This is a genomic window from Desulfobacula phenolica (genome assembly GCF_900105645.1).
In the GTDB taxonomy this organism is placed as follows: Bacteria; Desulfobacterota; Desulfobacteria; order Desulfobacterales; family Desulfobacteraceae; genus Desulfobacula; species Desulfobacula toluolica.
Genome location: NZ_FNLL01000004.1, coordinates 275,055 through 301,481, shown reverse-complemented (window position 1 = coordinate 301,481; position 26,427 = coordinate 275,055). Strand labels below are relative to the sequence as shown.

28 protein-coding genes are annotated in these 26,427 nt (G+C 41.7%); 15 read left to right on the top strand and 13 right to left on the bottom strand.

The features are described from left to right. Positions 1–19: 19 nt before the first annotated feature. Complete coding sequence (gene hgcA / locus BLT94_RS08490; RefSeq protein WP_092232717.1) at positions 20–1,213, bottom strand: mercury methylation corrinoid protein HgcA; 1,194 nt, start codon at positions 1,211–1,213, stop codon at positions 20–22. A gap of 370 nt (positions 1,214–1,583) precedes the next feature. Between hgcA and BLT94_RS08485 the strand changes: the two genes are divergently transcribed. The 4 genes from BLT94_RS08485 to ychF all read left to right on the top strand — a co-directional run bounded on the left by BLT94_RS08485 (position 1,584) and on the right by ychF (position 4,908). Then, positions 1,584–2,810 (top strand): HD-GYP domain-containing protein, encoded by a 1,227-nt coding sequence (locus tag BLT94_RS08485; protein ID WP_092232715.1) that lies wholly within the window; start codon positions 1,584–1,586, stop codon positions 2,808–2,810. Between the two features lie 70 nt (positions 2,811–2,880). Then, entirely contained in the window at positions 2,881–3,408 is a 528-nt protein-coding gene (locus BLT94_RS08480; protein ID WP_092232712.1) for a hypothetical protein, read from the top strand. Positions 3,409–3,469: 61 nt separating this feature from the next. Next, positions 3,470–3,781: a ribosome assembly RNA-binding protein YhbY gene (gene yhbY / locus BLT94_RS08475; protein ID WP_322787272.1), complete on the top strand. Its 312-nt coding sequence runs from the start codon at positions 3,470–3,472 to the stop codon at positions 3,779–3,781. A gap of 56 nt (positions 3,782–3,837) precedes the next feature. Further along, a complete protein-coding gene (ychF, locus tag BLT94_RS08470; RefSeq protein WP_092232706.1) occupies positions 3,838–4,908 on the top strand; it encodes a redox-regulated ATPase YchF in 1,071 nt (356 codons plus the stop codon). A 94-nt stretch (positions 4,909–5,002) separates the two neighbouring features. Here ychF and BLT94_RS08465 read toward each other — a convergent pair whose 3' ends face one another. From BLT94_RS08465 to pyrR, 4 genes are read right to left on the bottom strand one after another with little or no spacing between them, the layout of a single operon-like run. Further along, complete coding sequence (locus BLT94_RS08465) at positions 5,003–6,694, bottom strand: bifunctional sulfate adenylyltransferase/adenylylsulfate kinase (protein WP_092232703.1); 1,692 nt, start codon at positions 6,692–6,694, stop codon at positions 5,003–5,005. Positions 6,695–6,726: 32 nt separating this feature from the next. Then, a complete protein-coding gene (locus BLT94_RS08460) occupies positions 6,727–7,131 on the bottom strand; it encodes a hypothetical protein (protein WP_092232700.1) in 405 nt (134 codons plus the stop codon). 4 nt (positions 7,132–7,135) lie between these two features. After that, positions 7,136–7,639: a MogA/MoaB family molybdenum cofactor biosynthesis protein gene (locus tag BLT94_RS08455; RefSeq protein WP_014956371.1), complete on the bottom strand. Its 504-nt coding sequence runs from the start codon at positions 7,637–7,639 to the stop codon at positions 7,136–7,138. A 2-nt stretch (positions 7,640–7,641) separates the two neighbouring features. Continuing rightward, the gene (pyrR, locus tag BLT94_RS08450) at positions 7,642–8,175 is read right to left on the bottom strand and encodes a bifunctional pyr operon transcriptional regulator/uracil phosphoribosyltransferase PyrR (RefSeq protein ID WP_014956372.1); all 534 of its coding nucleotides are present in this window, start codon (positions 8,173–8,175) and stop codon (positions 7,642–7,644) included. A gap of 139 nt (positions 8,176–8,314) precedes the next feature. Here pyrR and mobA point away from each other — a divergent pair, with 139 nt between their 5' ends. From mobA to mltA, 5 genes are read left to right on the top strand one after another with little or no spacing between them, the layout of a single operon-like run. Beyond that, entirely contained in the window at positions 8,315–8,941 is a 627-nt protein-coding gene (gene mobA / locus BLT94_RS08445; RefSeq protein WP_092232697.1) for a molybdenum cofactor guanylyltransferase, read from the top strand. After that, positions 8,938–9,309, top strand: coding sequence for a molybdenum cofactor biosynthesis protein MoaE (locus BLT94_RS08440; protein ID WP_014956374.1), 372 nt, complete (start codon positions 8,938–8,940; stop codon positions 9,307–9,309). Before mobA ends, BLT94_RS08440 begins: the two co-directional genes overlap by 4 nt. A 1-nt stretch (position 9,310) precedes the next feature. Then, the gene (gene moaC / locus BLT94_RS08435) at positions 9,311–9,817 is read left to right on the top strand and encodes a cyclic pyranopterin monophosphate synthase MoaC (RefSeq protein ID WP_092232694.1); all 507 of its coding nucleotides are present in this window, start codon (positions 9,311–9,313) and stop codon (positions 9,815–9,817) included. Positions 9,818–9,846: 29 nt separating this feature from the next. Beyond that, positions 9,847–11,019 (top strand): DNA recombination protein RmuC, encoded by a 1,173-nt coding sequence (locus BLT94_RS08430; protein ID WP_245743053.1) that lies wholly within the window; start codon positions 9,847–9,849, stop codon positions 11,017–11,019. Next, entirely contained in the window at positions 11,009–12,322 is a 1,314-nt protein-coding gene (gene mltA, locus BLT94_RS08425) for a murein transglycosylase A (protein WP_245743052.1), read from the top strand. Before BLT94_RS08430 ends, mltA begins: the two co-directional genes overlap by 11 nt. A gap of 24 nt (positions 12,323–12,346) precedes the next feature. Here mltA and BLT94_RS08420 read toward each other — a convergent pair whose 3' ends face one another. From BLT94_RS08420 to BLT94_RS08400, 6 genes are all read right to left on the bottom strand, one after another. Further along, positions 12,347–13,411, bottom strand: coding sequence for an energy-coupling factor ABC transporter ATP-binding protein (locus BLT94_RS08420; RefSeq protein ID WP_092232688.1), 1,065 nt, complete (start codon positions 13,409–13,411; stop codon positions 12,347–12,349). Beyond that, complete coding sequence (locus tag BLT94_RS08415) at positions 13,408–14,094, bottom strand: ABC transporter permease (protein ID WP_014956379.1); 687 nt, start codon at positions 14,092–14,094, stop codon at positions 13,408–13,410. The genes BLT94_RS08420 and BLT94_RS08415 overlap by 4 nt, the downstream gene beginning before the upstream one ends. A 13-nt stretch (positions 14,095–14,107) precedes the next feature. Continuing rightward, positions 14,108–14,938 carry a substrate-binding domain-containing protein gene (locus tag BLT94_RS08410; RefSeq protein ID WP_014956380.1) on the bottom strand — a complete coding sequence of 277 codons (831 nt, stop codon included), beginning with the start codon at positions 14,936–14,938 and terminating at the stop codon, positions 14,108–14,110. Positions 14,939–15,131: 193 nt separating this feature from the next. Next, a complete protein-coding gene (locus BLT94_RS08405; protein WP_014956381.1) occupies positions 15,132–15,380 on the bottom strand; it encodes a hypothetical protein in 249 nt (82 codons plus the stop codon). Between the two features lie 5 nt (positions 15,381–15,385). After that, positions 15,386–15,559, bottom strand: a complete 174-nt coding sequence (locus BLT94_RS21970) for a hypothetical protein (RefSeq protein ID WP_041279264.1) — start codon at positions 15,557–15,559, stop codon at positions 15,386–15,388. 147 nt (positions 15,560–15,706) lie between these two features. Further along, entirely contained in the window at positions 15,707–16,552 is an 846-nt protein-coding gene (locus tag BLT94_RS08400; protein WP_014956382.1) for an amidohydrolase family protein, read from the bottom strand. 101 nt (positions 16,553–16,653) lie between these two features. On the opposite strand from BLT94_RS08400, the gene BLT94_RS08395 reads away from it, so the two are divergent. The 6 genes from BLT94_RS08395 (at position 16,654) to BLT94_RS08370 (ending at position 22,681) form a co-directional block, all read left to right on the top strand. Further along, the gene (locus BLT94_RS08395) at positions 16,654–17,322 is read left to right on the top strand and encodes a precorrin-2 dehydrogenase/sirohydrochlorin ferrochelatase family protein (RefSeq protein ID WP_092232685.1); all 669 of its coding nucleotides are present in this window, start codon (positions 16,654–16,656) and stop codon (positions 17,320–17,322) included. Further along, positions 17,319–18,152 carry a cytochrome c biogenesis protein CcsA gene (gene ccsA / locus BLT94_RS08390; protein ID WP_041279265.1) on the top strand — a complete coding sequence of 278 codons (834 nt, stop codon included), beginning with the start codon at positions 17,319–17,321 and terminating at the stop codon, positions 18,150–18,152. The genes BLT94_RS08395 and ccsA overlap by 4 nt, the downstream gene beginning before the upstream one ends. 27 nt (positions 18,153–18,179) lie before the next feature. Beyond that, positions 18,180–19,457 (top strand): glutamyl-tRNA reductase, encoded by a 1,278-nt coding sequence (hemA, locus tag BLT94_RS08385; RefSeq protein ID WP_092232682.1) that lies wholly within the window; start codon positions 18,180–18,182, stop codon positions 19,455–19,457. Positions 19,458–19,585: 128 nt separating this feature from the next. Next, complete coding sequence (dksA, locus tag BLT94_RS08380) at positions 19,586–19,948, top strand: RNA polymerase-binding protein DksA (RefSeq protein WP_014956386.1); 363 nt, start codon at positions 19,586–19,588, stop codon at positions 19,946–19,948. An 18-nt stretch (positions 19,949–19,966) separates the two neighbouring features. Continuing rightward, the gene (gene rnc, locus BLT94_RS08375) at positions 19,967–21,547 is read left to right on the top strand and encodes a ribonuclease III (RefSeq protein ID WP_092232679.1); all 1,581 of its coding nucleotides are present in this window, start codon (positions 19,967–19,969) and stop codon (positions 21,545–21,547) included. Positions 21,548–21,601: 54 nt separating this feature from the next. Beyond that, entirely contained in the window at positions 21,602–22,681 is a 1,080-nt protein-coding gene (locus tag BLT94_RS08370; protein WP_092232676.1) for an elongator complex protein 3, read from the top strand. Between the two features lie 35 nt (positions 22,682–22,716). Here the strand turns inward: BLT94_RS08370 and BLT94_RS08365 are convergent, their stop codons facing one another. After that, positions 22,717–25,122 (bottom strand): penicillin-binding protein 1A, encoded by a 2,406-nt coding sequence (locus tag BLT94_RS08365; protein ID WP_092232673.1) that lies wholly within the window; start codon positions 25,120–25,122, stop codon positions 22,717–22,719. A gap of 117 nt (positions 25,123–25,239) precedes the next feature. Further along, on the bottom strand, positions 25,240–26,289 hold the full coding sequence (locus BLT94_RS08360) for a hypothetical protein (RefSeq protein ID WP_092232670.1): 1,050 nt from the start codon (positions 26,287–26,289) through the stop codon (positions 25,240–25,242). Positions 26,290–26,427 lie beyond the last annotated feature (138 nt).

The window sequence follows — 26,427 nt, the reverse complement described above, 5'->3', positions numbered from 1 at the left end:
AGATCCTTAATATGATTACCTAAAAAGCGGAAAAAATCCACAGCCCTGATGCAATAACAAGGATTGCCAATTGAACCGGGATGAAGAGTTTCATCTCTTTTTCCACTCCTGAGGGGGATGTGAACGGTGTGGCACCTGTAAAATTCATGGCCAGGTAAGAGCTGACAGTCACGATGAACAAAAACAGTGCCGACAAGCCGGTTGTTCCATTAAAGGCAGATGCTGTGAACATCAGAAGGAGCAGAGCGGATAGGCTTCCGGTAATAATTCCTTTGAGCGCAAAATGCCGGAATGGAATAAAGGGCAGCAGTACCGGGGTGATAAATGCTCCTGAAATTATTCCGGTTAAAAGTGCGGCAACGCAAAAAGCACCTCTTTCAACCGCCCCGGACAAAGAAAATATGCCCGGTCCGAAACCTGAAAGGATGAACAGGACAAGTGCTGTTATTAATGCCGGTTTCAGGATCATTTGAACTTCAACAGGTGTCAGGATAAACCGTTCATACAGGGTAAAGGTGACCTGTCTCATTTTTTTTTCCGCTTTTTTGTTGTTTTTTAAAAAAGCCGAGATGTCGTTTGCCCGGACGGGACCATAGACTACCCTGAACCCGGACAGTTTTTTAACGTCTCTTGCCGATACGCCGATTGCGCCTAATTGAGGGACAATGATCCTTTTGTGATCCACTATTTTTTCAAGGGACGCATCTTTAATTTTGTTTGCAAGTTCCCGGGTTGAAAAGGTGCCTTTTCCTGCTGCGCACCAGACATTTATCCCGTTTGTATTCAATACCAGTATCCATGCATTGATGCCGGGCAATTTCTGTCTTAAGTGATCAAAGGTCAATTTGAAATTTGCCGTTACCAGAACCTCGGAATGTTTATCCGGGTTGCCAATGCCGTAAAGTCCGGGACTCACTGTGTATTTATGCCGGTTAATGCCGCACCTGACATAAAATGTTGAAAAAAGGTCTTTTTTTCCAAGCCTTGATTTGATGATGGGAATGGGGCCTGCATCGGTTTGAATAAATTTATACACATAGGAACACAGCTTAAACCCGGGTTTTTCGTGATTTTTTTCAGGGTTGGACATCTCACTCGAACATGCTGACGTGACCACCTCCATTGAGGACATGATATGAACCCCAAAGCTTGATATGTTCAGGCTTTTCTGAAACGGTTGTTCATTACAGTCGCATTCTCCTGATGTTTTCATTGGGTTCTCCACGGGTTTTTAAGACGTTTTTTTAATATCGTTTATCAACTGTCAACGATAAGTTATGGTGTTAATATTGTCAATATGAATGTATCCTTGATCTTTACGCTGTGTGGGAAATAACTATTGACATATGGAATGCCAATAGTTAGATAAATGCCGATAATTAGCTGTGTTGTATCGGTGTTTCAGAAGTTTTTTATATGAAAGAACTTCTAACCTGTTGAAATCGGATTTCTTTCATTTTTTGTTGTGCCAGGTCAATCTGCCATAGGCGTTAGTGCTATCCACTATCATTTGAGGCATTCCGGCTTTTGATGCAGTCCAGAGAGCTTTCAGTTATTTTGATATTTTTGGGAGTAATTAAAATTTGGATTTACAAATTGAGTATTTCAACGATGGAACAGCATTTCATGAAATTGACCCTTTATCCATAAATCCGGAAAATCTGATTGATTTTTCAATTTATGAAAAACAATCCTGCGGGACTCAAGGGTTTAGATTCCGATGTCTTCTTGTAGATTCATACTCTATTCCAAGACAAAGGCTCATGGAATTATTAAGATTCTGGAAAAAAGTCTATATTCATAAAAAACAATTGAAAATTTATAATGAATACCTGAACAACAACCTGGCATACTTTTTAAAACATGATGAAATTGATATTGCAAAAAAGACAGAAACATTGATTGATTTGTCAACCGATGTTGTAAAAGAATGCTTTAAAACCAATTTTACCATTACCAAAGATTTTAAAAAGTCGATCGATAATGTCCAGCGACTTCTTTCACAGGCCATAGAGTTTATATCTGATATTAATTCATTAAACGGAATTGCAGATTTAATCGGACACGACTATGAAACCCACTTGCATTCCATAAAGGTGGGTTGGCTGATGGCAACCTTTATCAATGCCAACAGGGAATTGTTTGGTGTTCAAAGGGGGCCTGAATTAAAGGAATTGCTGTTGCAGGCTGCCGTAGCAGGCTTTCTTCATGATATCGGGAAAATAAAAATTCCCCAAAATGTACTGAGTAAAAAAGGAAAACTCGATAATCTTGAATATATTATCATTCAGTGCCATACCGCATATTCTGCCAGTCTTCTGTTTGATACGGGGCTTTCAAAATTTTCCATGCAGGCGATTTTGTATCATCATGAGAATGAAGACGGCAGTGGCTATCCAAGCGGGTTAGGCTGCGATAATATCCCCTTGATCGCAAAAGTCTGCCACATTGTAGATGTGTTTGACGCCCTGACTTCAAAACGGCATTATAAGGAATCCAAGACCCCTTTTGAAGCATTAAAAATCATGATCGGGGAAAATCCCTACCTTGATACCCTTAAAAAATTTGAAAAAGAGGCGGTTGAAAATAAAAAAACACCTCTAACAGCAATTGTCAGGGATGATTATGATATCAAGCTAAGGCGGTTGAGAGAAAAAGAAATTATTGAAGAAGAAGCAAAAAAAAGAGTGGAAGTCCGCATGAAATTAAGAGATAAGGGCATGTCACATTGTTTTAACAAGGAGCTGTTAAAACGATTTATCCATACCATTAACCAGTCTGAAAGCTTTGAGTTGTCAGGGGTGTTGTGAAAAAAAGATCGTCAATCTGCCGGCAGTAAGTTATCGGCAGCAATGGTTAAAACGGAGAATGTACTCGAAAATGAAAGGTCATGCCACTATCCCCTGGTCCTCAAATGATGAATGGAGCCAGGTTTTTATTTCCATAAAAAAAATTGACGGATTATACGGGGGTAAACTTGAGAGTGTCTCTGATATGGCCGTCAAAATCCGGCAGAAATTTGAAAAAATATCAGAAGCCATAGACATGGTTTGCTCGCAAACCTGTGTGCAGTGTAAGGATATATGCTGTTTAAGAGCGACCATATGGTATGATTTGAAAGATCTGCTGTATATTTATTTTGGCCGGAATACATTTCCTGAATCACAGATTTCAAAGAAAATCCAAAAGAATAAAAGAAAATCCTGCTGCTGGTTTTCCGAAAATGGATGCACTCTTTCAAGGCTTGATCGTCCTTTTGTCTGTACCTGGTATTTTTGTCCTGCCCAGAAAAAATATCTGGCACTTTATGATCAAAAGATGAAGAAACGTTTTGATCAGGTTTTGAAGGAAATCAAAACGCTTCGAAATAAAATGGAAGAAGAATTTATTCGGATCAGCATTCCCTGAACTATAAATCTTTTTTTTTCTATGGTATGATAACAGCTTACAAAACAAACAGATTAAGGATATGAATTTGAAAGAATTAAAGGGATCACAGAAAAAATATTTACGGGGGCTTGCTCACAATCTGAACCCATCTGCGTTTATCGGTCAAAAAGGCATTACACAAACACTTATCGCAGAAATTGATCAGGCCCTTGAAGCAACCGAACTTATCAAAGTGAAATTTAATGATTTCAAAGAAAAGGATCAGAAAAATTCTTTGATAAATGAGATTGCAAAAGCCACTCAATCCCATATTGCAGGTATGATCGGGCATGTTGCTATTTTATACCGGCAGAATAAAGATTTGGAAAAGCAGCAGATCAGGCTTCCGTAACCTGCCCCCTGAATGTGAAGTAAAATTTAAATTTAAAAAAGGATACCGCTTACCCCATGAAGGTTGGAATTATCGGCCTGCCCCAGACAGGCAAAAAAACACTGTTTCATATTTTAACGGGAAATGAGATTAAAGAACCGTCAAAGGCATTTAAACCAGTGCCCGGCGCTGCAGATATTCTTGATTCAAGATTCAATCACCTGGTTGATATGTACGAACCCAAAAAAAATGTCAGGGCCAGGATTGATCTTGTTCTGCTTCCAAAAATGGAAGCTGAAACCATCTCAAAGGGAGAAATTTTCAGGGATATCGCTGACATGGATGCCATCTGCCATGTGGTCAGGGCCTTTGAAGATGATGCCATCTACCATGCCCAAGGCTCTGTGGATGCTGTAAGAGATTTTGAAACGGTCAATTCCGAGCTTATCATGCATGACCAGATATTTGTTGAAAAACGAATTGAACGCCTTGAGGCAATGGTTAAAAAGATAAAGGATGAAGATCAGCAAAAAGAACTTGTACTCATGAAAAAGCTAAAGGATTTTCTTGAAGAGGAAAAACCGTTACGGCTGCTTGAACTGACGGAAGATGAAGAAAAGATGATCAGAAGTTATCCGTTTATCACACGCAAAAAACTGGTTATTGCTGTTAATGTGTCTGAAGATGATCTTGAAAACGAGCAGCTGCTGTCGGCTTTTGCGCCAAGTTGTGAAGCCAAGCAGATAGAAGTAATGCTGGTCTCTGCAAAGGTTGAGGCCGAGATTGCCGGTCTGGATACCCAGGAAGAAAAAGATGAGTTTCTTCAGGATCTTGGTATTAAAGTGACCGCGCTTGAAAGTCTTACAAAATTATGTCTTAAATCTTTGAACCTGATTTCCTTTTTTACCGTTGGAAAGGATGAAGTCCGCCAGTGGCTTGTCAGGAACGGCTCAAGAGCCCCCAGGGCTGCAGGGGTAATTCATTCCGATCTTGAACGCGGCTTTATCCGTGCCGAAGTATTTAAATATGATGATCTTATGGATGCCGGCAGCGAAGCGGAACTCAAGAAGGGTGGTAAAATTTATATTGAAGGCAAAGACTATGTTGTTGAAGATGGGGATATTTTGAATATCAGGTTTTCTGTCTGATTCGCAGATCAGGTTGTTTTACCAGGCACCAAAAGGGCGTATTATTGATTTTATTCCAAGTTTTTTCTTTAATGAAGCTTTTTTTTAGATAGTTTTAAATAAACCCTTTCCGGCTGATAAAGAGCATTACTTGCTGGGCAGCTTCATCCGGTGTCAGGCTTGTGGTGTCAATTCGAAGTTCAGGGTTGGTTGGATCTTCGTAAGGGTCATCAACACCGGTAAAGCCTTTTAAAAGTCCGGCTCTTGCTTTTGCATACATGCCTTTTCTATCCCGTTTTTCACATTCGGTGATGGGGGTTGCAACATGGACTTCAAAAAACCCGCCATGGGCTTCAATGGATTTTCTGATCCGGGTTCGGGTTTTTTCATAGGGTGCTATGGGAGCGCAGATGGCAACGCCCCTGTTTTTGGTGATTTCCGCTGCCACAAACCCGATTCGGTTGACGTTGATGTCCCGGTGTTCCTTGGAAAAGTTGAGTTCAGAAGAAAGGTTTCTTCGGACAATATCCCCGTCCAGAAGAGTGACCGGTCTTGTTCCGATTTCAAGAAATTTTGAATAAAGAATCTTGGCAATGGTGGATTTGCCCGCGCCTGACAGTCCGGTGCAAAATATGGTCAACCCCTGTTTTGACGGAGGGGGATAGGACTTTTGAAGCTCCTGGATCACTTCAGGAAATGTGGCCCAGTCCGGCACTCGTTTGCCGTTCCTGATTCTTTTCTGGATATCGGTTCCGTTAAAGGAAATGGTGTCCACATTCTCCGGGACCTGGCCTGCAATTTTGTATTCATCTTCAAAGGGAAGATAGACCATCTCTTTGAATGTGACGGTCTCAACATTCAGTTCTCTGGTGATTTCTCTTGTCAATTCTATGGCCTCGTCATATTTATAAAACGGGGTGTTGTCGCTGTCATTGCCCGGGGAGGCATGGTCGTGGCCAATCACAAAATGGGTGCAGCCAAAATTCTTCCCGATGATCATGTGGAGGATTGCTTCCCTGGGGCCTGCCATCCTCATGGCCAGGGGCAGCAGGTTGAGAACATAGGTGTCGGGAGGATAGTGAGCCGCCACTTTCTGGTAGCACCGCATGCGGGTAAAATGGTCAAAATCTCCCGGTTTTGTAACCCCTGCGATGGGTAGTAACAACAGATTGGCACGGGCTTTCTGCATGGCCTGTATGGTCATCTCAAACTGGGGCCGGTGGATTGGCTGCCGGGTCTGGAAACCCACGATACGTTTCCATCCAAGTTTTGCAAATGTTTTTTGCACTTCTGCCGGGGTGTTTCTGATCTGTTTAAAATCCGAGTGGATTGGAAGGTTTACGGCCTGTATTTCACCACCGATATAGGTTTTGCCGGATTTGTTGTAAAGATAGTCAACGCCGGGGTGGTATTTGTCCTGGGTACCGTATATGGCAAGGGCTTCTTTTTCCATGTCCAGAGGCCAGATGTCTTCGATGTTCATGATGCCCAGAAGAAATCCTTCCGGGTCTCTCAAGGCCACAGACTGTCCGGTTTCAAGGGTACACGCAAGGCTGTCCTGAATATCCAGGCAGATGGGAATCGGCCATAGCTCTTTGGATTCCAGGCGCATGCGGTCCAGAACGGATTCATAATCAATCTGTTTCATAAAACCTTTTAAAGGAGAGAACACGCCTGTTGCAAGCAGTTCAAAATCACAGATCTGCCGGTCATTTAAAATAACATCCGGCATGGAAGATGACAGCTTTTTTAAAACGGATCGCTGTTCTTGGGAAACAAGAAGATTGACCAATGGATCAGGGTTCATTTTTTTTGCCAGATTTAATTTTTTATCAGGTATTACTCTTTTGCATTCTCATAGGCCTGGGACAGTCTTTTTTTCAGGTATTGGATTTCATCTGCATCGTATTCATAGAGGTCAAAGCAATACCCGTCTTCACCCAGCAGTCCTTCGGGGATGAGGTCGCCGGTCTCGTCAGGGTCTGTAATCATCTCTCCGTAAAAACATACGGACAGCCAGCGTTCATCGGGATCATCATCAATGACATCCACCATGGCAAACAGGGAGCGGTTTTTCTGGCTGTTGTGCCGTGGACGAAGAGAGTAGCTGACCTTTGGGCGTGCATTAAATTCCAGGGTGGTATCCTCAAGTGTTTTCAAGTGGTCATATAATTCGATAAACGCCTGTCTGGTTTTTGTTTTAGTTTCATTCCAGTTTTCAATAAAGTCATTAATTTCTTTCATTTTTTTATTCCTTAATATGTTTGAGCAAGTGTCCAAGTTCAGGGAAGATCAGTTCATTACAGGCAAGTTTACAGGCCTTGATACTGCCCGGCATGCAAAATACAATGGATTGTTGTATGATTCCCGCAGTGGCCCTGGAGAGAATGGCGGCTGAATCAATCTCTTCAAAACTCAGCTGGGCAAAAAGAGGTCCGAACGCGGTAAGTTCTTTTTTAAACAAAGGCTTGACAGCTTCGATGGTAACATCTTTGGGGCTGATACCGGTTCCGCCCGACATGATGATTGCATCCGGGCAGATTTTCTGGGTGATATGTTCGGTTAATTCCCTGATGGCTTCAATCTCATCGGTAACTACCTGATGAATCACCACTTCATGGCCCTCTTTTTTTGCCTGCTTTTTTATCCATGCACCTGACTTGTCCTCAGACAGACCCCGTGTGGTTGATACTGAAATTACGGCAATTTTAATATGATTTGGTGCATCTTTTTTGTGTAAATGTGTACTCATTTTTAATCCTGTTCAATATATACCATATCCTGGTTGTCATGTTCCAAAACCATGACATTGATCATGTCCTGGTGTTCGGTGCCTATGGATATCCCTTTGTAATCGGCCTGGATGGGAAGTTCTCTGTGTCCCCGGTCCACCAGAATGGCAAGCTCAATGCGGGACGGTCTGCCAAAGTCCATCAACGCATCCATGGCAGCTCTGATGGTCCTGCCGGTAAACAGTACATCATCCACAAGAATTATGTCCATGTCATCCACGCAAAAAGGAATTTTGGACGGCCGTACAATGGGCTGGCGGCTGATTTTTGTCCAGTCGTCCCGGTACATGTTGATATCCATGCTGCCCACCGGCAGGGTTACATTTTCTATCTTCTGGATTTGATCTGCCAGCCGTTTGGCCAGAAAATCCCCTCTTGTCTGGATTCCTACAAGGGCAAGGTTTTTTGTCCCTTTATGTTTTTCTATGATCTCATAAGCTATTCTTGTGATGATTCGTTTGAAATCCTGATCACTCAGAATGGTTTTTTTTTTCATATATTAACCTTCCCTTGACTTAATATGTGTTTAGAATCTGTATCATCTTTTTTTATAGCGGGCAATACCTTGATTTTAAGTTTGAGTTGCTATAATCTTTTACAAAATAAACATTTAATTTTTGGCAGGACAGGTGTGAATGAAATTTGACTGTACAGGTGTGATACTGGCCGGTGGGAAAAACAGCCGGCTTCCCGGAAAAAAAAAGACTTTTCGCAAAATCGGGGATTCAATGATTCTTGAAAATATTTACGGCATGTTTTCAGATTTGTTTCAAGAGATCATTATCGTGGTAAATGAGCCTGAAGAGTTTGCCGGCTGGGACATGACCGTGGTGACGGATATTATTCCTTCTCAATGCGCTCTGGCAGGTCTTCACGCAGGTCTTTTTTATGCGTCCTGTCCATATGCTTATGTGACGGCTTGTGACACCCCTTTTGTTAAACAGTCTGTGATTGAGCATATTGTGGGTCAGATAGAACCAGGGTATGAAGTGATTCTTCCCAGGACGGATGACGGGCTTGAAACTTTGTCAGCCGTGTATTCAAAAGAGTGTATTCCCCTGATAGAAAATAATCTTGCAAAAAATATCTTCATGATTAAAAATTTTTTCAGAAAAAAAAAGGTTAAAGAAATTCCCGTAGAACAATTAAAAGCACTGGACCCGGAAATGCGCTTTATATTTAATGTCAATACACCCGATGATCTTGCGGCTGCCAAGGTAATCGCCCATAAAAACAGGGCAAAAAAAAGGAGAAAAACATGAATATTACAACAATGATGGAACAGATAAAACAACACCCGGATTACCATAAGGCCGGGATGATTTTATGCCATAACGGTGTGGTCAGGGGAACCTCGCGGGAAGGTGATGAAGTCACCGGGCTTGAGCTTACTGTGGACCATGAAAGGCTTGACCAGATTCTCAGCGAACAGAAAAAAAGACCGGGGATTATTGAGATCCTGGTGCATATCAATGAGGGCAAATCCCTTGCGGTCGGTGATGATGTCATGTTTCTTGTGGTTGCAGGCGACATCAGAGAGAATGTGCTTGGATCATTGACTGATACACTCAATTTGATCAAAGCTGAAGTTACGAGCAAAAAACAATATTATAAACAGGCAAAAAAATAAAATGACAGATTTTACGCATCTTGATAAGGATGGCAGGGTTAGAATGGTAGATGTGGGAGATAAGTTTGAAACCAAAAGAGTTGCCGTGGTTGCCGGCAAAATTTTCATGGAATCAGATACTCTTGACAGGATAATGGATGAAAAAGTGAAAAAGGGTAATGTGCTTGAAGCCGCAAGAATTGCAGGGGTCATGGCGGCAAAAAAAACATCAGACCTGATTCCCATGTGCCATCCTTTAAATATCACCCATGCCAGGGTTGATTTTTCCTTTGATACGCAAAACAGTGCCATTGATATTGAGGCGGAAGTATCTTTGAGTGGAAAAACCGGTGTGGAAATGGAAGCATTGACAGCGGTTTCCGTTGCTGCCCTGACCATTTATGACATGTGCAAATCCTATGACAGGTCCATGAAAATATCTGATATTTATCTGAAATCCAAATCCGGGGGAAAAAGCGGAACCTATACTGCAAATGTTTCAAATGCTTCGAATGTTTCAAGTAGTTAAAATAGTTAAAAATAATGCAAAATAGTGTTATGACCCCTGAAAATCTGTTGTATCTTGGCATTGGTTTCTTTTTTGGCGTTGTTTTATGTGCGGTTCTGGCAAAATCAGGGGTTCTGTTTTTTTCTAAAAATTTGAAAAAATTGTCCAATGAGGCTTTGTTTGATAATTCCGCCCAATTTATGGCCCTTGCCGACAAATATTTTTCTTCTTATGTGAAAGAGGCTAAAAAAGATTTTGATATCAAGGGAAACGAGATTTTAAGGACGGTTGATCCTGTCCGGCAGACCCTTGATAAGTATGAAGCCCATCTCAATTCCATGGAAAAAGACAGGGAAAAGGCCTATGGGGCGATCACGGAAAAACTCATGGAAATGGGTCGCCACCAGGCCCTGCTTCACATTGAAACCGGAAATCTTGTAAAGGCATTAAGAGTTCCCCATGTAAGGGGACGGTGGGGGGAGATCACCTTGAAGCGGGTGGCTGAACTGGCCGGGATGACAGATCACTGTGATTTTGACGAACAGGTTTCCACAGGGGGGGGGAAAGGTTCTGTAAGGCCGGATATGGTTGTCACCCTGCCGGAAAACCGTAAGATTGTTATTGATTCCAAGGTTCCTTTGATGGCCTATCTGGATGCTCTTGAAGCTTCTGGTGAAAAAGAGAGAAAAGCCCGGATGAAAGATCATGCGCGTCAGGTGATGATGCATATCACTGCCCTTTCATCCAAAAATTATTTTCAACATATTTCTCCGACTCCTGAGTTTGTGGTGTTGTTTATTCCAGGGGAAAATTTTTTCAGTGCAGCCTTAACAGCTTACCCGGAAATGATTGAAAAAGGGATTGAAAAGGGTGTAGTTCTTGCCACTCCTACGACTCTCATTGCACTTTTAAAGGCGGTTTCCTATTCCTGGAAACAGAAAAAAAGCTATGAAAATGCAGAAGAGATAAGGTCACTCGGGGTTGAGCTGTTTTCAAGGATTTGCAGCATGACCGGCAATATCAACCGCCTTGGAAAGGATATTGAAAAGTGTGTGTCAACTTACAATACAACGGTGGGGGCAATGGAGACAAGGGTAATGTCAACTGCCAGAAAGCTGGAGAACCTTGATGTGTCTTCTCAATCCATGGATGATTTGCAAAAAATAGTATATTCCAAAATGTTTGCCAGAGAATTTAACAATCGGTATCAAAATGATAAATAATACGGCGTTTAAACTTATTCTGGTGTTTATGGTTATCATCATCATGGCCGGTTTTTTTTGCGGATGCCAGCCAAAAGTCAGAGAAAAAATTACACGGTTTAATTCATTGAAGAAATTGAAACCTAATACCTATCCTGTGTTTACGGACAGTCTGGGTTTTAAGGACAGTTCGGTATTTGTGGACAGTTCGGTGTTGACAGGCAGTCTGGATTTTCAGGATCTTGTGGATTCAATTGATCACAGCCTTGTGTATTTTAAAAGAATTCCCCTGGAAAGAAAATTTCAGTATGGAAAAGATGCATACACGGCCGCCCATATGATTGAGTCTCTGGAAACCATCAAGGCTTTTTTGTTAAAAAATCCTTCAGCCAATGAATTGGATGAATTTATCCGGTCTTTGTTTATTGTTTATGAAGCCGCCGGCAATGAGGACGGTGACGTGCTGTTTACCGGGTATTTTGAGCCGACCTATGAGGGAAGTCTTGAGAAAAAAGATGATTATCCTTTTTGCCTTTATTCCAGGCCTAAAGATTTGCTGGAAATTGATTTGTCAGCGTTTTCAGATAAGTATAAAGGTCACAAACGTCTGGTGGCAAGGGTAAATGATTCAACAAAGAAAGTTGTGCCCTATTATTCAAGGGCGCAAATTAATTCTCTGAAAGGGTTTGATGTTGAATCCGAGCCAATTGTCTGGCTGAAAAGCCGTGTGGACAGGTTTTTTCTGGAAATTCAGGGTTCCGGAAGAATTGATCTGGGCCAGGGGGATATGGTACGGGTGCATTATGCCTGCAGCAATGGAAATGCATACAAATCAATTGGACGGTATCTGATTGAAAAAAATGAAATTTTAAAAGAAAATATGTCCATGCAGGCCATTCGAACCTGGCTTGAACAGCATCCAAAAAGAATGGATGAAGTGTTGCACGAAAACAAGAGTTTTGTGTTTTTTCAACGAGAAGAGGGCGGTCCCTATGGCAGTCTGGGAGTCGATGTTACAGCCTTGCGATCCATTGCAACAGACAGCAGGCTTTTTCCCAAAGGGGCTTTGTGTTTTGCCCGGACCCAACTGCCGGATAAAACAAATTTCAATCTTGTAAAGGACGGGGCTGTCAAGAACATGTATGTAAAGGATTGGAAAAAAGCCTCTTTTTTTGTGTTGAACCAGGATACGGGAGGTGCCATTAAAGGTCCTGCCAGAGCGGATATCTTTTGTGGAAACAGTTCTTATGCAGAATTTGCTGCAGGTCATATGAATGTATACGGAAAGTTGTTTTTTATTGTGCTTAAACCGGGTAACTCATGAACAAAAGGTCGGGATTGTCATTGGCTACAGCCATTCGGTATTTTTTGAGTGAAATTTGAGAACAATGCTTTTGCCGGGATACAGATCCATTTTTCTTGTTTGATCGGGAGCAAGTCTGAGTGTAAATGAAATGTCGTGAATAGAGATTGCTACCATGATATGGCCGCTTTTTTTTTCCAGAAGCATGGAAGCTATATGGCCGGACAATTTATTGTCTTTGTCAGATCTATTGCCTTTGTCCGGTTGCTTACCCATACTTGCTCCGGATTGTTTTTCAAGGTCAATACAAATATTTTTTTTTCTGATCAAAGCGGTGTCGGAATGCCGGTCAGGGGCTTTTAATATTATGCGCTGACCGTCTCCAAGAATTTTTACCAAGGTTTTTGGATCTGATTTTTCAAACGGTCCTGTCAGAATATTTTCCATGCCCGTAGAAAAAACAGTGCCTCTGAAAATGGCCAGTTGTATGTCGCTGATAGAGTAAAGCCATTGCAGATCATGGCTTGCAATAACAAGAGTTGTTCCCCAGTTTTTCCGGGCGTTTAATGAGGCCTTGCGGATAAGTTTGGCACTTTTTGTGTCAACGCTTGCAATGGGTTCATCAAGGAGCAGTATTTCAGGTTTCAGGATGAGTCTGGCAGCCATGGCCACCCTTTGAGCCTCTCCCCCTGACAATTCGTGCCATTTTCTGGGAGCAAAGCTCTGATAATCAAGTCCGACATTTAAAAGGGCTTCTTTGATCCTTTGTTCAAGGTTTGTTTTGTCGTTCCTGATTTTTAATCCATAGGCAATATTGTCAAACACTGTTCTTTTTAGCAAGTAGGGCTTCTGTGTCAAAAGGGTTACCTTTGAGCGGATGCCGGGTGAAAAGGGAACTTCGGGGCGGCCTTTGTAAAAGATTTGTCCATAGGTTGGTTTGCCTGCAAAGGCCAATAATTTTAAAAGAGTGCTTTTGCCGCTGCCGTTGGGTCCGAGCAATCCTGTAATTGACCCGGTCTTGATTTTAAGGTCATCAATATCCAGCACTTTTTTGCTGCCGTAATAGTGTCGGATATTTTTCAAATGGTATGACGGATGGGATGTTTTCATTGTTTCCTTAAAAAAGAGAGCAATAGATTCACAATAAAGGCAATGGTGATCAGCACAAGTCCTAAGGCAATGCCGTCGGCAAACATTCCCTTGTTGGTTTCAAGGGCAATGGCCGTGGTTACAGTTCTGGTGTGGTACTTGATATTGCCGCCCACCATCATGGAAATGCCGACTTCTGTCAATACCCTGCCATAGGCTGTGACGGAGGCTGCCAGGATGCCGTACCTCACTTCCCAAAGACAGGTGGCCATGATATGGCGTTTGCCTGCCCCTAAAGAGACAAGGGTCAATTTAAGGTCCTGGTCAATGTTCTCAATGGTAGACGCTGTAATGGCTGCGACAATGGGGAAGGCAAGGATGGTCTGGCCGACTGCAATCCCTGTGAGTGTGAACAGCAGTCCCAGTTCACCCAAAGGTCCCTGGCGGGAGATGACTGCATAAACTGCAAGGCCCACAAAAACGGTTGGAAGCGCCAGCATTGTATCCAGCAGTGTTCTTAAATGTTTTTTCCCTTTAAAGTCAAAATATCCGAGAACAAACCCAAAGGGCAGACCTGCTCCCATGCTGAGCAGCATGGAGCAGGTGGATACTTGTAACGTGGCCCAGACTGCAGTCCAGGTTGAGCTGTCGCCGCTTACCAGAAGCTCGATGGCTTTGATAAAGCCTGCAACAATAAAATCCATAAAGTCCTTTAAACTATTTTGCGTTGGGTATAAACAGCTTTTGTCCAAGCAGTCTGAAGTTTTTGATCAGATCCTGAGCGTTTTGTGAAGCCATCCAGTCCGAGAATTGGAGTGCCAGGTCATATTTTGCTTTGGGGCAGTTTTCAGGGGCAAGTGTTAATACGCTGTATTGGTTCAACAGGATTTGATCCCCTTCCACCAGGACTTTTAAAGGGGCATTACCGCCTTTCTGGGACTGGTATTTGATGTATGTGCCTCGGTCCGTCATGGTATACCCTTCTCTTTCCTGGGCAATATGGATGGTTGACAGCATTCCCTGTCCTGTCTGCACATACCATTTTTCTTTGTCAGGCAGTGCAATACCGGCATTTTTCCATAAAAGTTTTTCTTTTTTGTTGGTGCCGGAATCATCCCCCCGGCTCATGAACACGGCTTGTTTGCTTTTGACCGCATTCAAGGCATCAGAGATGCTTTTGCCTTTAATCCCTGCCGGATCGGTTTCAGGTCCAATGATGACAAAGTCATTGTACATGACCTGTCTTCTGTCTTTTCCATATCCGTTTTCAATGTATTTTTTTTCTGCGGGCGGTGCGTGAACCAGCAGCACATCAACATCACAGTTCTGGCCCAGCTTTAATGCCTTGCCGGTTCCCGTGGCAGTCCATTTCAGGGCTATGCCGGTTTCTTTTTCAAAATGAGGGATCAGATAGTCCAGAAGTCCTGTGTTGTCGGTGCTGGTGGTGGTTGCCATCATCAGGCTCTTATTTTGAGCCTGTGCGCTGAATGCCAGGGTCATGACAAAAGCGACTGCTAACAAATTAATAAAAATTTTCTTTTTAATCATTTTTAACTCTCCTTATTCTTAAGTAATTAAATTTTGGGATTAAATTGCCTACTAGAATAGTAGGGAAATATGTCAAAAATGGCCAATAGTCAATAAAAATGCTTAAGAATACAGATAAAAAGCAAAGAACTTACCAATAAAAACCAAAGCTTACCCAAAATACAATACCCAAAACCTAAAATACAGCACCCACCTACCTGTCTTTTAAAAAAAGATCATGATATTCATCTTCACAAATATGCTGCTTCAATTTATTGTTAATGAACAGGTATATCTCTTCTAATTCATGGTCTGACAATCTTGGGATAAATGCTTTTAAAAAAGAATCTTCAGAAAATTTTTGAAGATAAAACATTATGGTTTCCTCATCTGTTTCCCGGTCAAGACCCAAAGCTCCCAGGCCTTTATATTCTTGAATAAAATTGTGCGTATCTTTTTTCATTTAAATCAATCCTCCGGGCCAAACCCTTTTTCCGTGATAAAATGGATAGGGCATGAAGCCCTGTGTTTGCAGTAAAGTTTCGGGTCTTTGCATTCAAGGCATTCCCGGCAAAGATAGATATCATATTTTGCACATCGGTAAGAAGTTTCCCGATGCGGATGGCTCTTGCATTTTCCCAACCGTGTCTCCTGTTTTGTTATGCCGATAGGCGTAAGGGTTATTTTAAGATGTATCTTAAATTTTAATTGTCAATTTCAAATGAAAAGTATCAATGAAATGGTCCAATGAAATAGACCATGGCGGTGCAGCAGTTTTTCAGGCTCACCTCATATTAATCCATATAGAAGGGCTGCATTCTTTCCCAGTATCTGTTCTTTTTGGATTTCATTGATAGTGGAGTTGTCAATATCCTTATAATACCTGGCAGGTGTCAGGAGAGGAAAATCAGTGCCCAGAAGAACTTTGTCGGCAACTCCCGCATCAACTGCAATATTATAGATTTGTGAATCATATAAATACGGTGAAGCTGCAGTGTCATACCAGATATTTTTAAAAGCGGCTTTTGTCTCTTTTTTCATGGTATTATAAAATAAGATTCCACCGCCCCAGTGGGCAAGTATGATCTTATTGTCCGGAAAGGTTTTGGCAAGCGTGTAGATCTGCTCCAGGGTAATGGGGGTTTTGCCGGGATAATAATGTCCCACAGGTTCATTTGTGTGGATCATGCAGGGCAGGTTGCCGTTATCCCTTAATTCGGCCATGACAGGATCAAGAGCTTTTAATGCTGCTTTGTCAATCCCGGAAAGATAGAAAGCCAGTTCTCCTGCTCCACAAAGACCTGCATCAATACATCGTCGGGTTTCATTTGCCGCACCTTCCCACGCTGCATCAAAACATGCCAGACCCTTAATTTGATTAGGATATTTTTGAGCAGCCTCAATGATAACGTTATTATTTTGGACAGCAAATTCAGGATTTCTCCAGGGGAATCCGCAAATGATCGAGATATCCACTCTGTGAGTGTCCATTGATTCGATTAAATCATCAATAGTGCAGATTTTGGCTTTGGGTGAATCATAAAGAAGTTTAAATTCAGGTTCATTATCAAAATACCGTGATCTGTTCTGTTTTACGGTTTCCGGGAAAATATGGGTGTGTGAATCAATAATCATATCAATTGTCCTAAATAATGGGTTTAGATATTGAAAAATGTCATGGGGCAATATATATATTAATTTTTTTTGGCAGACAAGGGCTTATATAAAGGATAAAAATGAAGTATTATCCCATATTTCTTGATATAAAAGATAAGGACTGCCTGGTTGTCGGCGGAGGGTCCGTCGGTGCAAGAAAGGCTGTAACCCTTGAAAAATGCGGGGCAAATGTGACAATTATCAGCGACCGGTTTTCAGCTGAATGTGATCGTTTAAAGTCAAGCCGCATTTGTCTTGAAAAAAAAGAATATGAAAAAAAAGATGCAAAGGGAATGTTTCTTGTTTTTGCTGCAACCAATAATGCGGATTTAAACCGGCAGATAAAAGCAGATGCTTTAAAGCTCAATATACTTTGTAATGTGGCGGATGCACCGGATAAAAGTGATTTTATACTTCCTTCGATAGTGGACAGAGGGGATCTGATGGTGGCGGTTTCAACATCAGGTTCAAGCCCTGCCATGGCAAAAAAAATCAGGCAGGCTCTTGAATGTCATTTTGGACCGGAGTATGCAAAATTATTGCAGCTTATGGGAAATATTCGAAAAAAACTGTTATCATCGGGGCATGCCCCGGATGATCATAAACAGGTATTCCACACCCTTATCGGGAAGGGAATCCTTGAACTGATTGAATCAAATGATGAAATAAACATAAATGCAATCTTATGGGATGTTCTTGGAAAAGAATATACATATCAAGATTTAGTGTCTTCAAGGAGCGATGAATGAATCTTCAAACCGCTGGAATGGTGCTACACATAACAACCGTACTCTATTTTATCAGCATGGCAGGGTATGTGTTGTTTTTGTTCAATCAAAAGAAAGTCTATCAAAAAGCGGCCTTTCGCCTGATTACAGCGGCCATTGCGTTTCATTTGATCAGCATGGTGATTTACACGGCGGCAACCCGGCATGTGCCCATCCTGAATTTGTCCCAGAACTTGTCAATGGCGGCATTTGCTCTGGGCAGCATGTTTTTGTTTTTCCAGTACAAATTTGATCTTAAAATTCTCGGGGTGTTTGTCTCTGTTTTGTTGTCCGGCATTATGCTGATGGTATTGATTCTGCCTGATGTGCCGGTTGAAACAAATGATGTTTTAAAAGGGTTCTGGTTTTATTCCCACATTATTCTGGTTTTTACAGGCGATGCCGCCCTTGCACTGGCATGCGGGGCAGGGATTTTATACTTGCTGCAGGAAAAGGGGATTAAAACAAAAAGTCCGGGGTTCTTTTTTAAAAGGTTGCCGTCATTGGATCTTCTGGATAATGTCGGGTATACCTGTTTAAGCACGGGATTTGCCTTGCTCACCATTGGGCTTGTGACAGGCTTTGTGTATGCAAAGTTTGTCTGGGGAAGATTCTGGAGCTGGGACCCCAAAGAGGTCTTTTCAGTGGGAACCTGGCTTGTGTATGCGGCGTTACTGCATCTTCGGCTTTATTCAGGATGGCGGGGCAGAAAATCAGCCATAATGACCATTATCGGTTTTTTTATCATCATATTTACGTTTCTTGGGGTAAATATGATGATAGGCGGGCATCATCAAGTCTTTACAAAATAAAGAAAGAGCAAACATAAAGAAAGAATAATGTCAAAAATAATATTAATCGGCGCAAATCATAAAACCGCACCCGTAGAACTCAGGGAAAAACTATCGTTTTCTGATGAAGAGACTATTGCCGCACTTGAATTTTTAAAGCAGGACAAGGACATAAAAGAAGGGCTTGTGTTTTCTACCTGTAACCGGACGGAAGTGGTTTATATTCCGGAAACCGGAGAACAGGTGGATAAAATTATCAAGCTTATTGCACAACTTAAACAAATTGATATATCAGAGTTTAAAAGCGCTTTATATGTTTATCGGGAAGATGATGCCATCCGGCATTTGTTCAGGGTTGCATCAAGCCTGGATTCAATGGTGGTGGGGGAACCGCAGATTTTAGGCCAGATAAAGCAGGCGTATAGGGTCGCTGTTGAAAATAATGCTTCCAGCGTGCTGCTGAACCGTTTGATGCACAAATCTTTCAGTATTGCAAAAAAAGTCAGGAAAGAGACAGGAATCGGTGATAATGCGGTTTCCATAAGTTATGCAGCCATTGAGCTTGCCAATAAGATTTTTTCGGATTTATCCCAAAAGAGTGTTATGCTGCTGGGTGCCGGTGAAATGGCTGAACTGGCTGTGGAACATCTGATATCACACAAAGTCAAGCAGATTCTGGTGGCCAACCGTACCTTTAAAAATGCCGTTGACCTTGCAGGCAAATTCAATGGGCAGGCTGTCCAGTTTGAAGAAAGGGTGGATGCGTTAAAAGATGTTGATATTATTATCAGTTCAACCGGTGCAACCGATTATGTAATGACCCGGGATCAGGTTAAGCCGGTTATGAAAAAAAGACATCATCAGACCCTTTTTTTCATTGATATTGCCGTTCCAAGGGATATTGATCCGGACATCAACACGATTTCCAATGCCTATGTCTATGACATTGATGATTTGAAGAATATTGTTGAGTCAAATATTGAGCAACGGGGAAAAGAGACTGTAAAGGCGGAAAGATATGTCGAAGAAGCAGTTGTGAAATTTCGCAAATGGCTGGAGGGTCTTTCCATAGTGCCCACGATTAAGGCATTGAACGATAAAATGTCTTCCATTGTTGATGTTGAGTGTAAAAAAACCCTTTCGCACTTAAAGCACCTTTCCCAAGAAGATATTAGGGCAATCAAACGCATGACCAGGGCCATTGCCAGTAGAACCATTCATGATCCCATTATTTTTTTACGCAATACCGGTGACCATAGAGATGATTCCCTTTATCTGAATGCCACCCGCCAGTTGTTTAACCTGGATATTCCCGGAGAAGAATAAAAAAATTAGATCCCGGCAGGTGTGTCACCCGGCTGAGTGTGTTATTTAATTCTTTACATTTTAATGGATTTTAGTATAATAATGTACTTCGGATGTTCTTATAAAAAGTAAGATAAAGGGCAAATAAAATGAAAAAAGAAGATTTGGAATTTTTTAAAAATCTTTTAAATGACAGGCTTCATGAGCTTCTTTCCCATGCAGATTCCACTGTGACCGGTATGACCAAGCCAAAAGAAAATTTTGCCGATCCAACGGACAGGGCATCCCATGAAGCCGAAAGAAGCTTTGAACTTCGTATTCGCGACCGTGAACACAAATTGATCAAGAAAGTCAAAAAAGCGCTCGCGCGTGTTGAAAACGGTACTTTTGGGATATGTGAGGTTTGTGAGGAAGACATCTCCATTGAACGGCTGAAGGCAAGACCGGTAACCACTCAATGCATTGATTGTAAAACACGGGAAGAAGATATGGAGAAAGCTCTTGGCATGTAAACGGTTCAAGATAGTTCGTTGATTGATCTGCATATACATTCAACAGCTTCAGACGGGTCATTTTCTCCTTTGGAAATTATGACTCTGGCCAAAGAAACCGGAGTCAGGGCAATTTCTATAACCGATCATGATACCCTGGACGGTATCAAAGAAATCCAAAAACATCCTTTGTTCGTTTATCCGGAATTTATTGCCGGGGTTGAGATCAGCTGTGAACCGCCAACTGAATTCAAAGATTTGGGAAGCATTCATTTGCTGGGATACGGGTTCAGTGTCTATGATAAAAAGCTCAATGCTATTCTTGATGAAGCAAAAAAGGCCAGGGCTCAACGAAACCCGGAGATTATCAAGAGATTAAACAGCCTGGGGTTTGGCATCACTATCGAACAGGTTGAACAGCACTTTGGTGCAACACAGACAGGCCGTCCTCACATTGCAGAGCTGATGAAGGAGCTGGGGTATGTCAAAACCTTTAAAGAAGCTTTTGACAAGTACCTGGGCAAAGATAAGCCGGCGTATGTGGATAAATATAAAGTATCCTGCCAAAGGGCAATTCAAACAATTCAACAGGCAGGCGGGATTTCTGTGCTGGCGCATCCTGGTCTGTTGACGTTCAATAAAACTCATCAGATGGAAACATTTATTGATGTCCTTATCGCTTATGGCCTGGAAGGCATGGAGGTGTATTATACGGATCATGATGCTGCAATGACATCGTATTGCCAACGGCTTGCAATTCAAAAGAATCTTATGATGACAGGCGGTTCAGATTTTCATGGAGATTTTAATGAAGGTGTCCAAATTGGTACGGGAAAAGATAATAATCTTAATATTGGATACTCATTGTTTAAAGCATTAACTGTGCGCCTGGAATCAATCAAAGAAGAATATGTCAAAGAAAAACATACATTGGTCAGCATCCTTGAAAATAATATCGGGTATGCATTTAAAGACATATCTTTTTTGAACACTGCATTGTGCCATCGGTCGTATTTAAATGAAAACCAGGATTCCTGCACTGGTGATAACGAGCGGCTTGAGTTCTTGGGAGATGCTGTCCTGGGGCTTTGTATTGGACACCTGTTAATGGAAAAAAGTCCTTCTAAAAAAGAAGGAGAATTGTCAAAATTAAGATCCAATCTCGTCAGTGAACCTGCTCTTGCAGATATGGCAAGATGCATTGATCTTGGCCGTTTTATCCGGCTTGGAAAAGGAGAAGCGCTTTCCAGGGGGTTTGATAAAAATTCCATATTATCCGATGCCTTTGAAGCCGTAATTGCAGCCGTTTATCTGGACGGGGGATTTGATAATGCCTACCGGCTGATTCATGATCTTTTCAGCGACAGTCTTGACGAGCTTTTGTCCAATGAAAAAATCATTGATTATAAGAGTCTGTTGCAAGAATTTTCTCAGGAGCATGGTAGCATAACTCCTCAATATGTCGTTATCAATGAAACCGGTCCTGATCATGATAAAACTTTTGAGATTAGTTTGAACCTTTTTGGTATCAAGTCCACTGGTCTTGGCAAAACAAAAAAAGCAGCAGAACAGGACTGTGCTAAAAAAGCCCTGAAGATGCTTAAAAAAATACATTTTTGATGATTTAGCCTTTTAACAATACACTTTTTTGATGATTCACCTGATTTCTCAACCATGGACCAGACAATAAAACCTCTTGTTATTCCAGTGTTTATTCCCCATTCAGGATGCCCCCATCAATGTGCATTCTGTAATCAAACCATTATTACCAATCAAGGTTTTATTCCCAATCAAAGATCAATACTGCCGGATAAAAAGGTTATTCATGATATTGTGACACAATATTCCAGGTACAAAGGCAGGCGCAAACAGGTGGAACTTGCCTTTTTCGGAGGGAATTTTCTGGGATTGGATCACGACAACATCATTGAATTGCTTGATTTGGTCCAACCGTATATTCATGCAAACAAAATTGACGGCATAAGGTTTTCCACCCGGCCGGATACCATCACCCCAACAACACTTGATCTTATAAAACCGTATACTGTCTCTGCTGTTGAATTGGGGGTACAGTCAATGAATGATGAGGTTCTGTTAAATTCAAAAAGAGGACATACCCGTATGGATACCCTTAATGCCATACACTTGTTGAAAGAACATGTTCTCACCATTGGTGTTCAAGTCATGGTGGGGCTGCCCGGGGATACGGAAGCTTTATTGTTAGACAGTACAAAAGAATTGGCCGAACTTGCCCCGGATTTTGCAAGAATTTATCCTTTGGTGGTGTTGAAACACAGCCTGATGGCGCAATGGTATGATCAAGGCAGATATCAGCCGTTGAGCCTTGAGGAGAGTGTAAGATCGGTTAAAAAAATGTTTCATATATTTAAGAACGCCGGTGTTAATGTCATTCGCATGGGGTTGCAGGCATCTGATATCATGGAAGATAAATCAATGGTGCTTGCCGGTCCATGGCATCCGGCTTTTGGTCATCTGGTTTTTTCTCAAATTTTATATGATACGGTTTGTTGTAAAATTGATCAATACCCGGACATGTTGAACTCCCGGAAACTGGCCCTGACAATTCATCCAAAATCAGAATCGCGCTTGAGAGGCGATAAAAATTTCAATTTAAAAAAAATTAAGCAACGGTATCCCGGGTTTGATTTCGTTCTTTGTTTAAATGAAGCAATAGCCGAAAACCAGGTGGAAATCAATGAGATTAACAGCACCACCAAAGGAAAACGGCTGTAATATAAAGATTCAATACTCAGTATATCCAACACCCATTAAATCCCTTGTTTAAAAAGCTCTTCAGTATCAGAAGCAGTATCTGATTTCGGGCTAAATTCAGTGGGTATGGTGCCTTCCTTAAAGCATTCAAAGACTGTTTTTTCCGATTCTTCAGTGGGAAGCAAACCTGTTTTGGCATCTATTTTGCCAAAAACAATACCCTCTGGAACATTAAAAGTTCTGACAGGTTTTCCTTCCAGGGCATTTTTCATATACTCCAGCCAGATGGGGCTGGCGGCACGGGAACCGGTCTCTCCTTTTCCAAGAGGGGCTTCCTGGTCAAGACCAACCCACACCCCTGTTGTGTATCTTGGCGTATACCCCAGAAACCAGGCATCAAACAGATTGTTTGTTGTTCCTGTTTTTCCTGCCACCGGGCGCTTAAGGGCTTTGATGCGCCAACCGGTTCCTGATTTTACAACGCTTTCCATGATATTGGTCATGATGTAGGCCGTACTCATATCAATGACTTTTTTTCTAATCAGTTTGGATGTTTCCAGCAGATTTTGGTCCCGGTCGTAAATTTTTGTGATAAATACCGGTTCAATCAGGTAACCCAGGTTTGAAAACACGGAGTAGGCATTGATAATTTCAAGCAATGAGAGTCCGGATGACCCCAGTGCAATGGAAAGATCCCGGCTGATATCCGAATGAATGCCAAGCTTTCTGGCATAATCAATTATATACTCAATACCGATGTCTTTAAGGATTTTAATGGTTACAATATTTCTTGATTTTACAAGGGCTTCCCGGAACAGGGTCGGGCCGAAAAAAGTCTCTTTATAATTTCGGGGTTTCCAGGTGAAATCACGTTTTGTATCTTCGTAGACAACTGGTGAATCAATAATAATACTGGCAGCCGTATACCCTTTATCCAGCGCTGCGGCATAAATAATGGGTTTAAATGCACTTCCCGGCTGACGCCTGGATTGATAAGCCCTGTTGAACTGGCTGTTTCTATAATCACGTCCGCCAATCATTGTTTTTACATGGCCGGTTTCCGCCTCGATGCTCAATAAGGCAGACTGAGCAATGGGTTCCTGTTCCAAGGTAAATTCAAGCAGGTTGTCTTCAACACTGTCATTGACGACTTTAATCAGAATGATATCCCCGGATTTAAGCACCTGGGAAGGTTTTTGGATTTTGGTTTCATAATAAGCAAGCTTTGGGTCTGGTTTCCTTGCCCATTCCATGGTTTCAAGTTTAATTATACCCTTGAAATTTCCTACCCTGACATTAGTGACACTGTTTTCATCATCAACGCTTAATACAACCCCCTGATAGACTTTGCCTTTTTCAATTAGTCGGTTGTCGAGTTCTTCTGAAATTTGCGCACAAAAAGCTTCTATTTTAAGTGTAGAGATATTCTTCAATGGTCCTCTATACCCCGTTCGCCTGTCAAGTTCAATCAGTCCTTTGTTGACGGCCGCCCTTCCAATTTTCTGAAGTTCAATATTGACGGCAGTATGGATTTGAAGCCCTTGTTTGTATAGGGCATCCTTGCCATAATGTTTTTCCACATATCTTCTGACATGCTCGGTATAACAGGGCACTCTTTCAATAAACCAGTTTTTTCTGGGTTTGATATCCAGTTTCAGATCAATGGCTGCGGTGGCCTCAATATTTGTTATCAGGCCGTCTTCTTTCATCCGGTTCAACACATAGATTTGCCGCTGCTTTGCACGGTCGGGAAATCTGAAAGGAGAGTATCTGCTGGGTGCCTGGGGCAACCCTGCCAGCATGGAACATTGTGCCAGGTTGAGATCTTTGGCGTGTTTGCCAAAATAGTTCTCCGAAGCCGCTTCTACACCATATGCACCGTGGCCCAGATAGATTTGGTTCAAGTAAAGAAAAAGAATTTCATCTTTTGTGAATTTTTTTTCAATTCTGTAGGCCAAAATGGCTTCTTTAAGCTTTCGTTCATAGGTTCGTTCCGGAGACAGTAAAAAAGATTTGGTGACCTGTTGGGTGATTGTGGACCCTCCCTGAACAATGGTGCCGGCTTTAAAGTTTTTTAAAGAGGCCCTGAATATGGAAAGAATATCAATGCCAGGATGTTCCCTGAACCTTGAGTCTTCTGCTGCTACAAATGCATTTATCAAGTTGTCAGGCATCTCAGGCAAGGGGATTACAATTCGCCGTTCCTCATAAAATTCTCCTATTTTCCTCCCATCATCTGAAAACACATTGGTCACTGTGGAGGGGCGGTAATCTTCTAATGTGTTTATTTTGGGCAGATCCTGGCTAAGATAATAGTAAAGCCCGGCAAGTCCTGCGCATCCCAAAAGGGATGTAAGGATCAATAGAATAAAAAACCATTTAAAAAGAGAGCGGATAATGTTTTTTTCTTTTTTTTTACTTCTTTGTTTAAGTACTTCTGATTTGCTTTTTGTTTTTGCCATAACGACCTGAAAAATGATTCAAAAGTTATTATTTTTTTAGGTAGTTATTATCAGATTCCATGTCGCATGGCAATACTTATATGGTAGGGATCAAGCCCAAATTATTTGATAAGAAGTCTATGTTTCTTGCCTTTTGAGCGCCACAAATCCCAGTCGGCCATTGAACCAGTGATGGGTCAGAAGCATTATGGCTATAGTAAAGTTAAACGCCAGGTCAAAATGGTGGGTCCAGTGATGTTCGCCAAATATGCCGGTAGGGGCAATGGCAAAATGGAATATCAGATATCCCATTACAATCATTACCGCGATAAAGGCTGTCCGGGCCAGGGTCTTTTTCTTAATATCCTGAATATGGTTAAAATGATTCGAATATATGCCAAACAAGACCATGGGAATGAGCGGATAGGTTCCCATATAAAGGACATGATGCCATTTGCCGGATTCTTTAATGCTTGGGGCAAAAATATTGACAAGTGAATAACACAGATAAGCGATGGTAAAACCCGCTACGAGGCAGAATGAAAAAAGTAAAACACCCCTGACATAGTTATTCGGGAAAGAAACGGTTTCCAGAAAATCATTCCATGTAATGGCAATCATCATAGACATCATAATAACCCATTGAAATGATCCCAGAAGCCAGTTAAAGGTCGTGCCTTTGAAATTACCCAGAGCCGAGCATATCCCTCCGTCCATGGCAAACAGCGGATACCAGATAAGCCACATGATTACATACCAGAAGACCGCTTTCAGGCTTTCATGTTTTATCCATTTGGACAGCTGGCCTTTGAACAGAAAATCATCCCAGCCAAAGAAAAAGAAACCCAGGACGATAAAAATGAACTGTCCGGCCATGATCAGGTTGTCCGGTATGCCGATCATATCCTTCATTATCCATCCGTGAATGATGAAAATGAAAACAGCACTTGACAGAGAAATCCATTGCCTCTTAAGTCCTGTCCAGTTTGGGGTCATTGTTGCTTTGAAATAATGGCTTTGACAGATTGAAACAAAAACATAATAGCCCAGAAGGGGAATAAAATAAGAAGTGTGCCACACCTCTCCCATTACATGCCAACTCCATATGAGTACGGTAAAGGCGAAAACAGCCCATGCCAGCAAGGCCATTAACCATGTATAGTTTTTCCATTTTAATTCGATAGTCATTTTTGTTCCCTCCTGATAGATTGATTTAAAAAAAATGTTCTTTTTTACACAATCGTAAACCGACCATACTGTCTGTCAATCGTTCACTATTTATGCTTTTTATAGCATAGCAAATTCAATGCCAATAGATCTTCTTGA

Bases quoted from the DNA above. Each gene is read 5' to 3' on its own strand.
- BLT94_RS08465 (WP_092232703.1), bottom strand. From the start codon at position 6,694: ATGAACCCTGATCCATTGGTCAATCTTCTTGTTTCCCAAGAACAGCGA.
- BLT94_RS08415 (WP_014956379.1), bottom strand. From the start codon at position 14,094: ATGGATTTTATTGTTGCAGGCTTTATCAAAGCCATCGAGCTTCTGGTA.
- BLT94_RS08395 (WP_092232685.1), top strand. From the start codon at position 16,654: ATGAAGTATTATCCCATATTTCTTGATATAAAAGATAAGGACTGCCTG.
- BLT94_RS08440 (WP_014956374.1), top strand. From the start codon at position 8,938: ATGAATATTACAACAATGATGGAACAGATAAAACAACACCCGGATTAC.
- mltA (WP_245743052.1), top strand. From the start codon at position 11,009: ATGATAAATAATACGGCGTTTAAACTTATTCTGGTGTTTATGGTTATC.
- BLT94_RS08460 (WP_092232700.1), bottom strand. From the start codon at position 7,131: ATGAAAGAAATTAATGACTTTATTGAAAACTGGAATGAAACTAAAACA.
- BLT94_RS08365 (WP_092232673.1), bottom strand. From the start codon at position 25,122: ATGGCAAAAACAAAAAGCAAATCAGAAGTACTTAAACAAAGAAGTAAA.
- ychF (WP_092232706.1), top strand. From the start codon at position 3,838: ATGAAGGTTGGAATTATCGGCCTGCCCCAGACAGGCAAAAAAACACTG.
- mobA (WP_092232697.1), top strand. From the start codon at position 8,315: ATGAAATTTGACTGTACAGGTGTGATACTGGCCGGTGGGAAAAACAGC.
- hgcA (WP_092232717.1), bottom strand. From the start codon at position 1,213: ATGAAAACATCAGGAGAATGCGACTGTAATGAACAACCGTTTCAGAAA.
- pyrR (WP_014956372.1), bottom strand. From the start codon at position 8,175: ATGAAAAAAAAAACCATTCTGAGTGATCAGGATTTCAAACGAATCATC.
- BLT94_RS08480 (WP_092232712.1), top strand. From the start codon at position 2,881: ATGAAAGGTCATGCCACTATCCCCTGGTCCTCAAATGATGAATGGAGC.
- BLT94_RS08400 (WP_014956382.1), bottom strand. From the start codon at position 16,552: ATGATTATTGATTCACACACCCATATTTTCCCGGAAACCGTAAAACAG.
- yhbY (WP_322787272.1), top strand. From the start codon at position 3,470: ATGAATTTGAAAGAATTAAAGGGATCACAGAAAAAATATTTACGGGGG.
- BLT94_RS08370 (WP_092232676.1), top strand. From the start codon at position 21,602: ATGGACCAGACAATAAAACCTCTTGTTATTCCAGTGTTTATTCCCCAT.
- ccsA (WP_041279265.1), top strand. From the start codon at position 17,319: ATGAATCTTCAAACCGCTGGAATGGTGCTACACATAACAACCGTACTC.
- BLT94_RS08360 (WP_092232670.1), bottom strand. From the start codon at position 26,289: ATGACTATCGAATTAAAATGGAAAAACTATACATGGTTAATGGCCTTG.
- moaC (WP_092232694.1), top strand. From the start codon at position 9,311: ATGACAGATTTTACGCATCTTGATAAGGATGGCAGGGTTAGAATGGTA.
- dksA (WP_014956386.1), top strand. From the start codon at position 19,586: ATGAAAAAAGAAGATTTGGAATTTTTTAAAAATCTTTTAAATGACAGG.
- hemA (WP_092232682.1), top strand. From the start codon at position 18,180: ATGTCAAAAATAATATTAATCGGCGCAAATCATAAAACCGCACCCGTA.
- BLT94_RS08410 (WP_014956380.1), bottom strand. From the start codon at position 14,938: ATGATTAAAAAGAAAATTTTTATTAATTTGTTAGCAGTCGCTTTTGTC.
- BLT94_RS08430 (WP_245743053.1), top strand. From the start codon at position 9,847: ATGACCCCTGAAAATCTGTTGTATCTTGGCATTGGTTTCTTTTTTGGC.
- BLT94_RS08405 (WP_014956381.1), bottom strand. From the start codon at position 15,380: ATGAAAAAAGATACGCACAATTTTATTCAAGAATATAAAGGCCTGGGA.
- BLT94_RS08420 (WP_092232688.1), bottom strand. From the start codon at position 13,411: ATGAAAACATCCCATCCGTCATACCATTTGAAAAATATCCGACACTAT.
- BLT94_RS08455 (WP_014956371.1), bottom strand. From the start codon at position 7,639: ATGAGTACACATTTACACAAAAAAGATGCACCAAATCATATTAAAATT.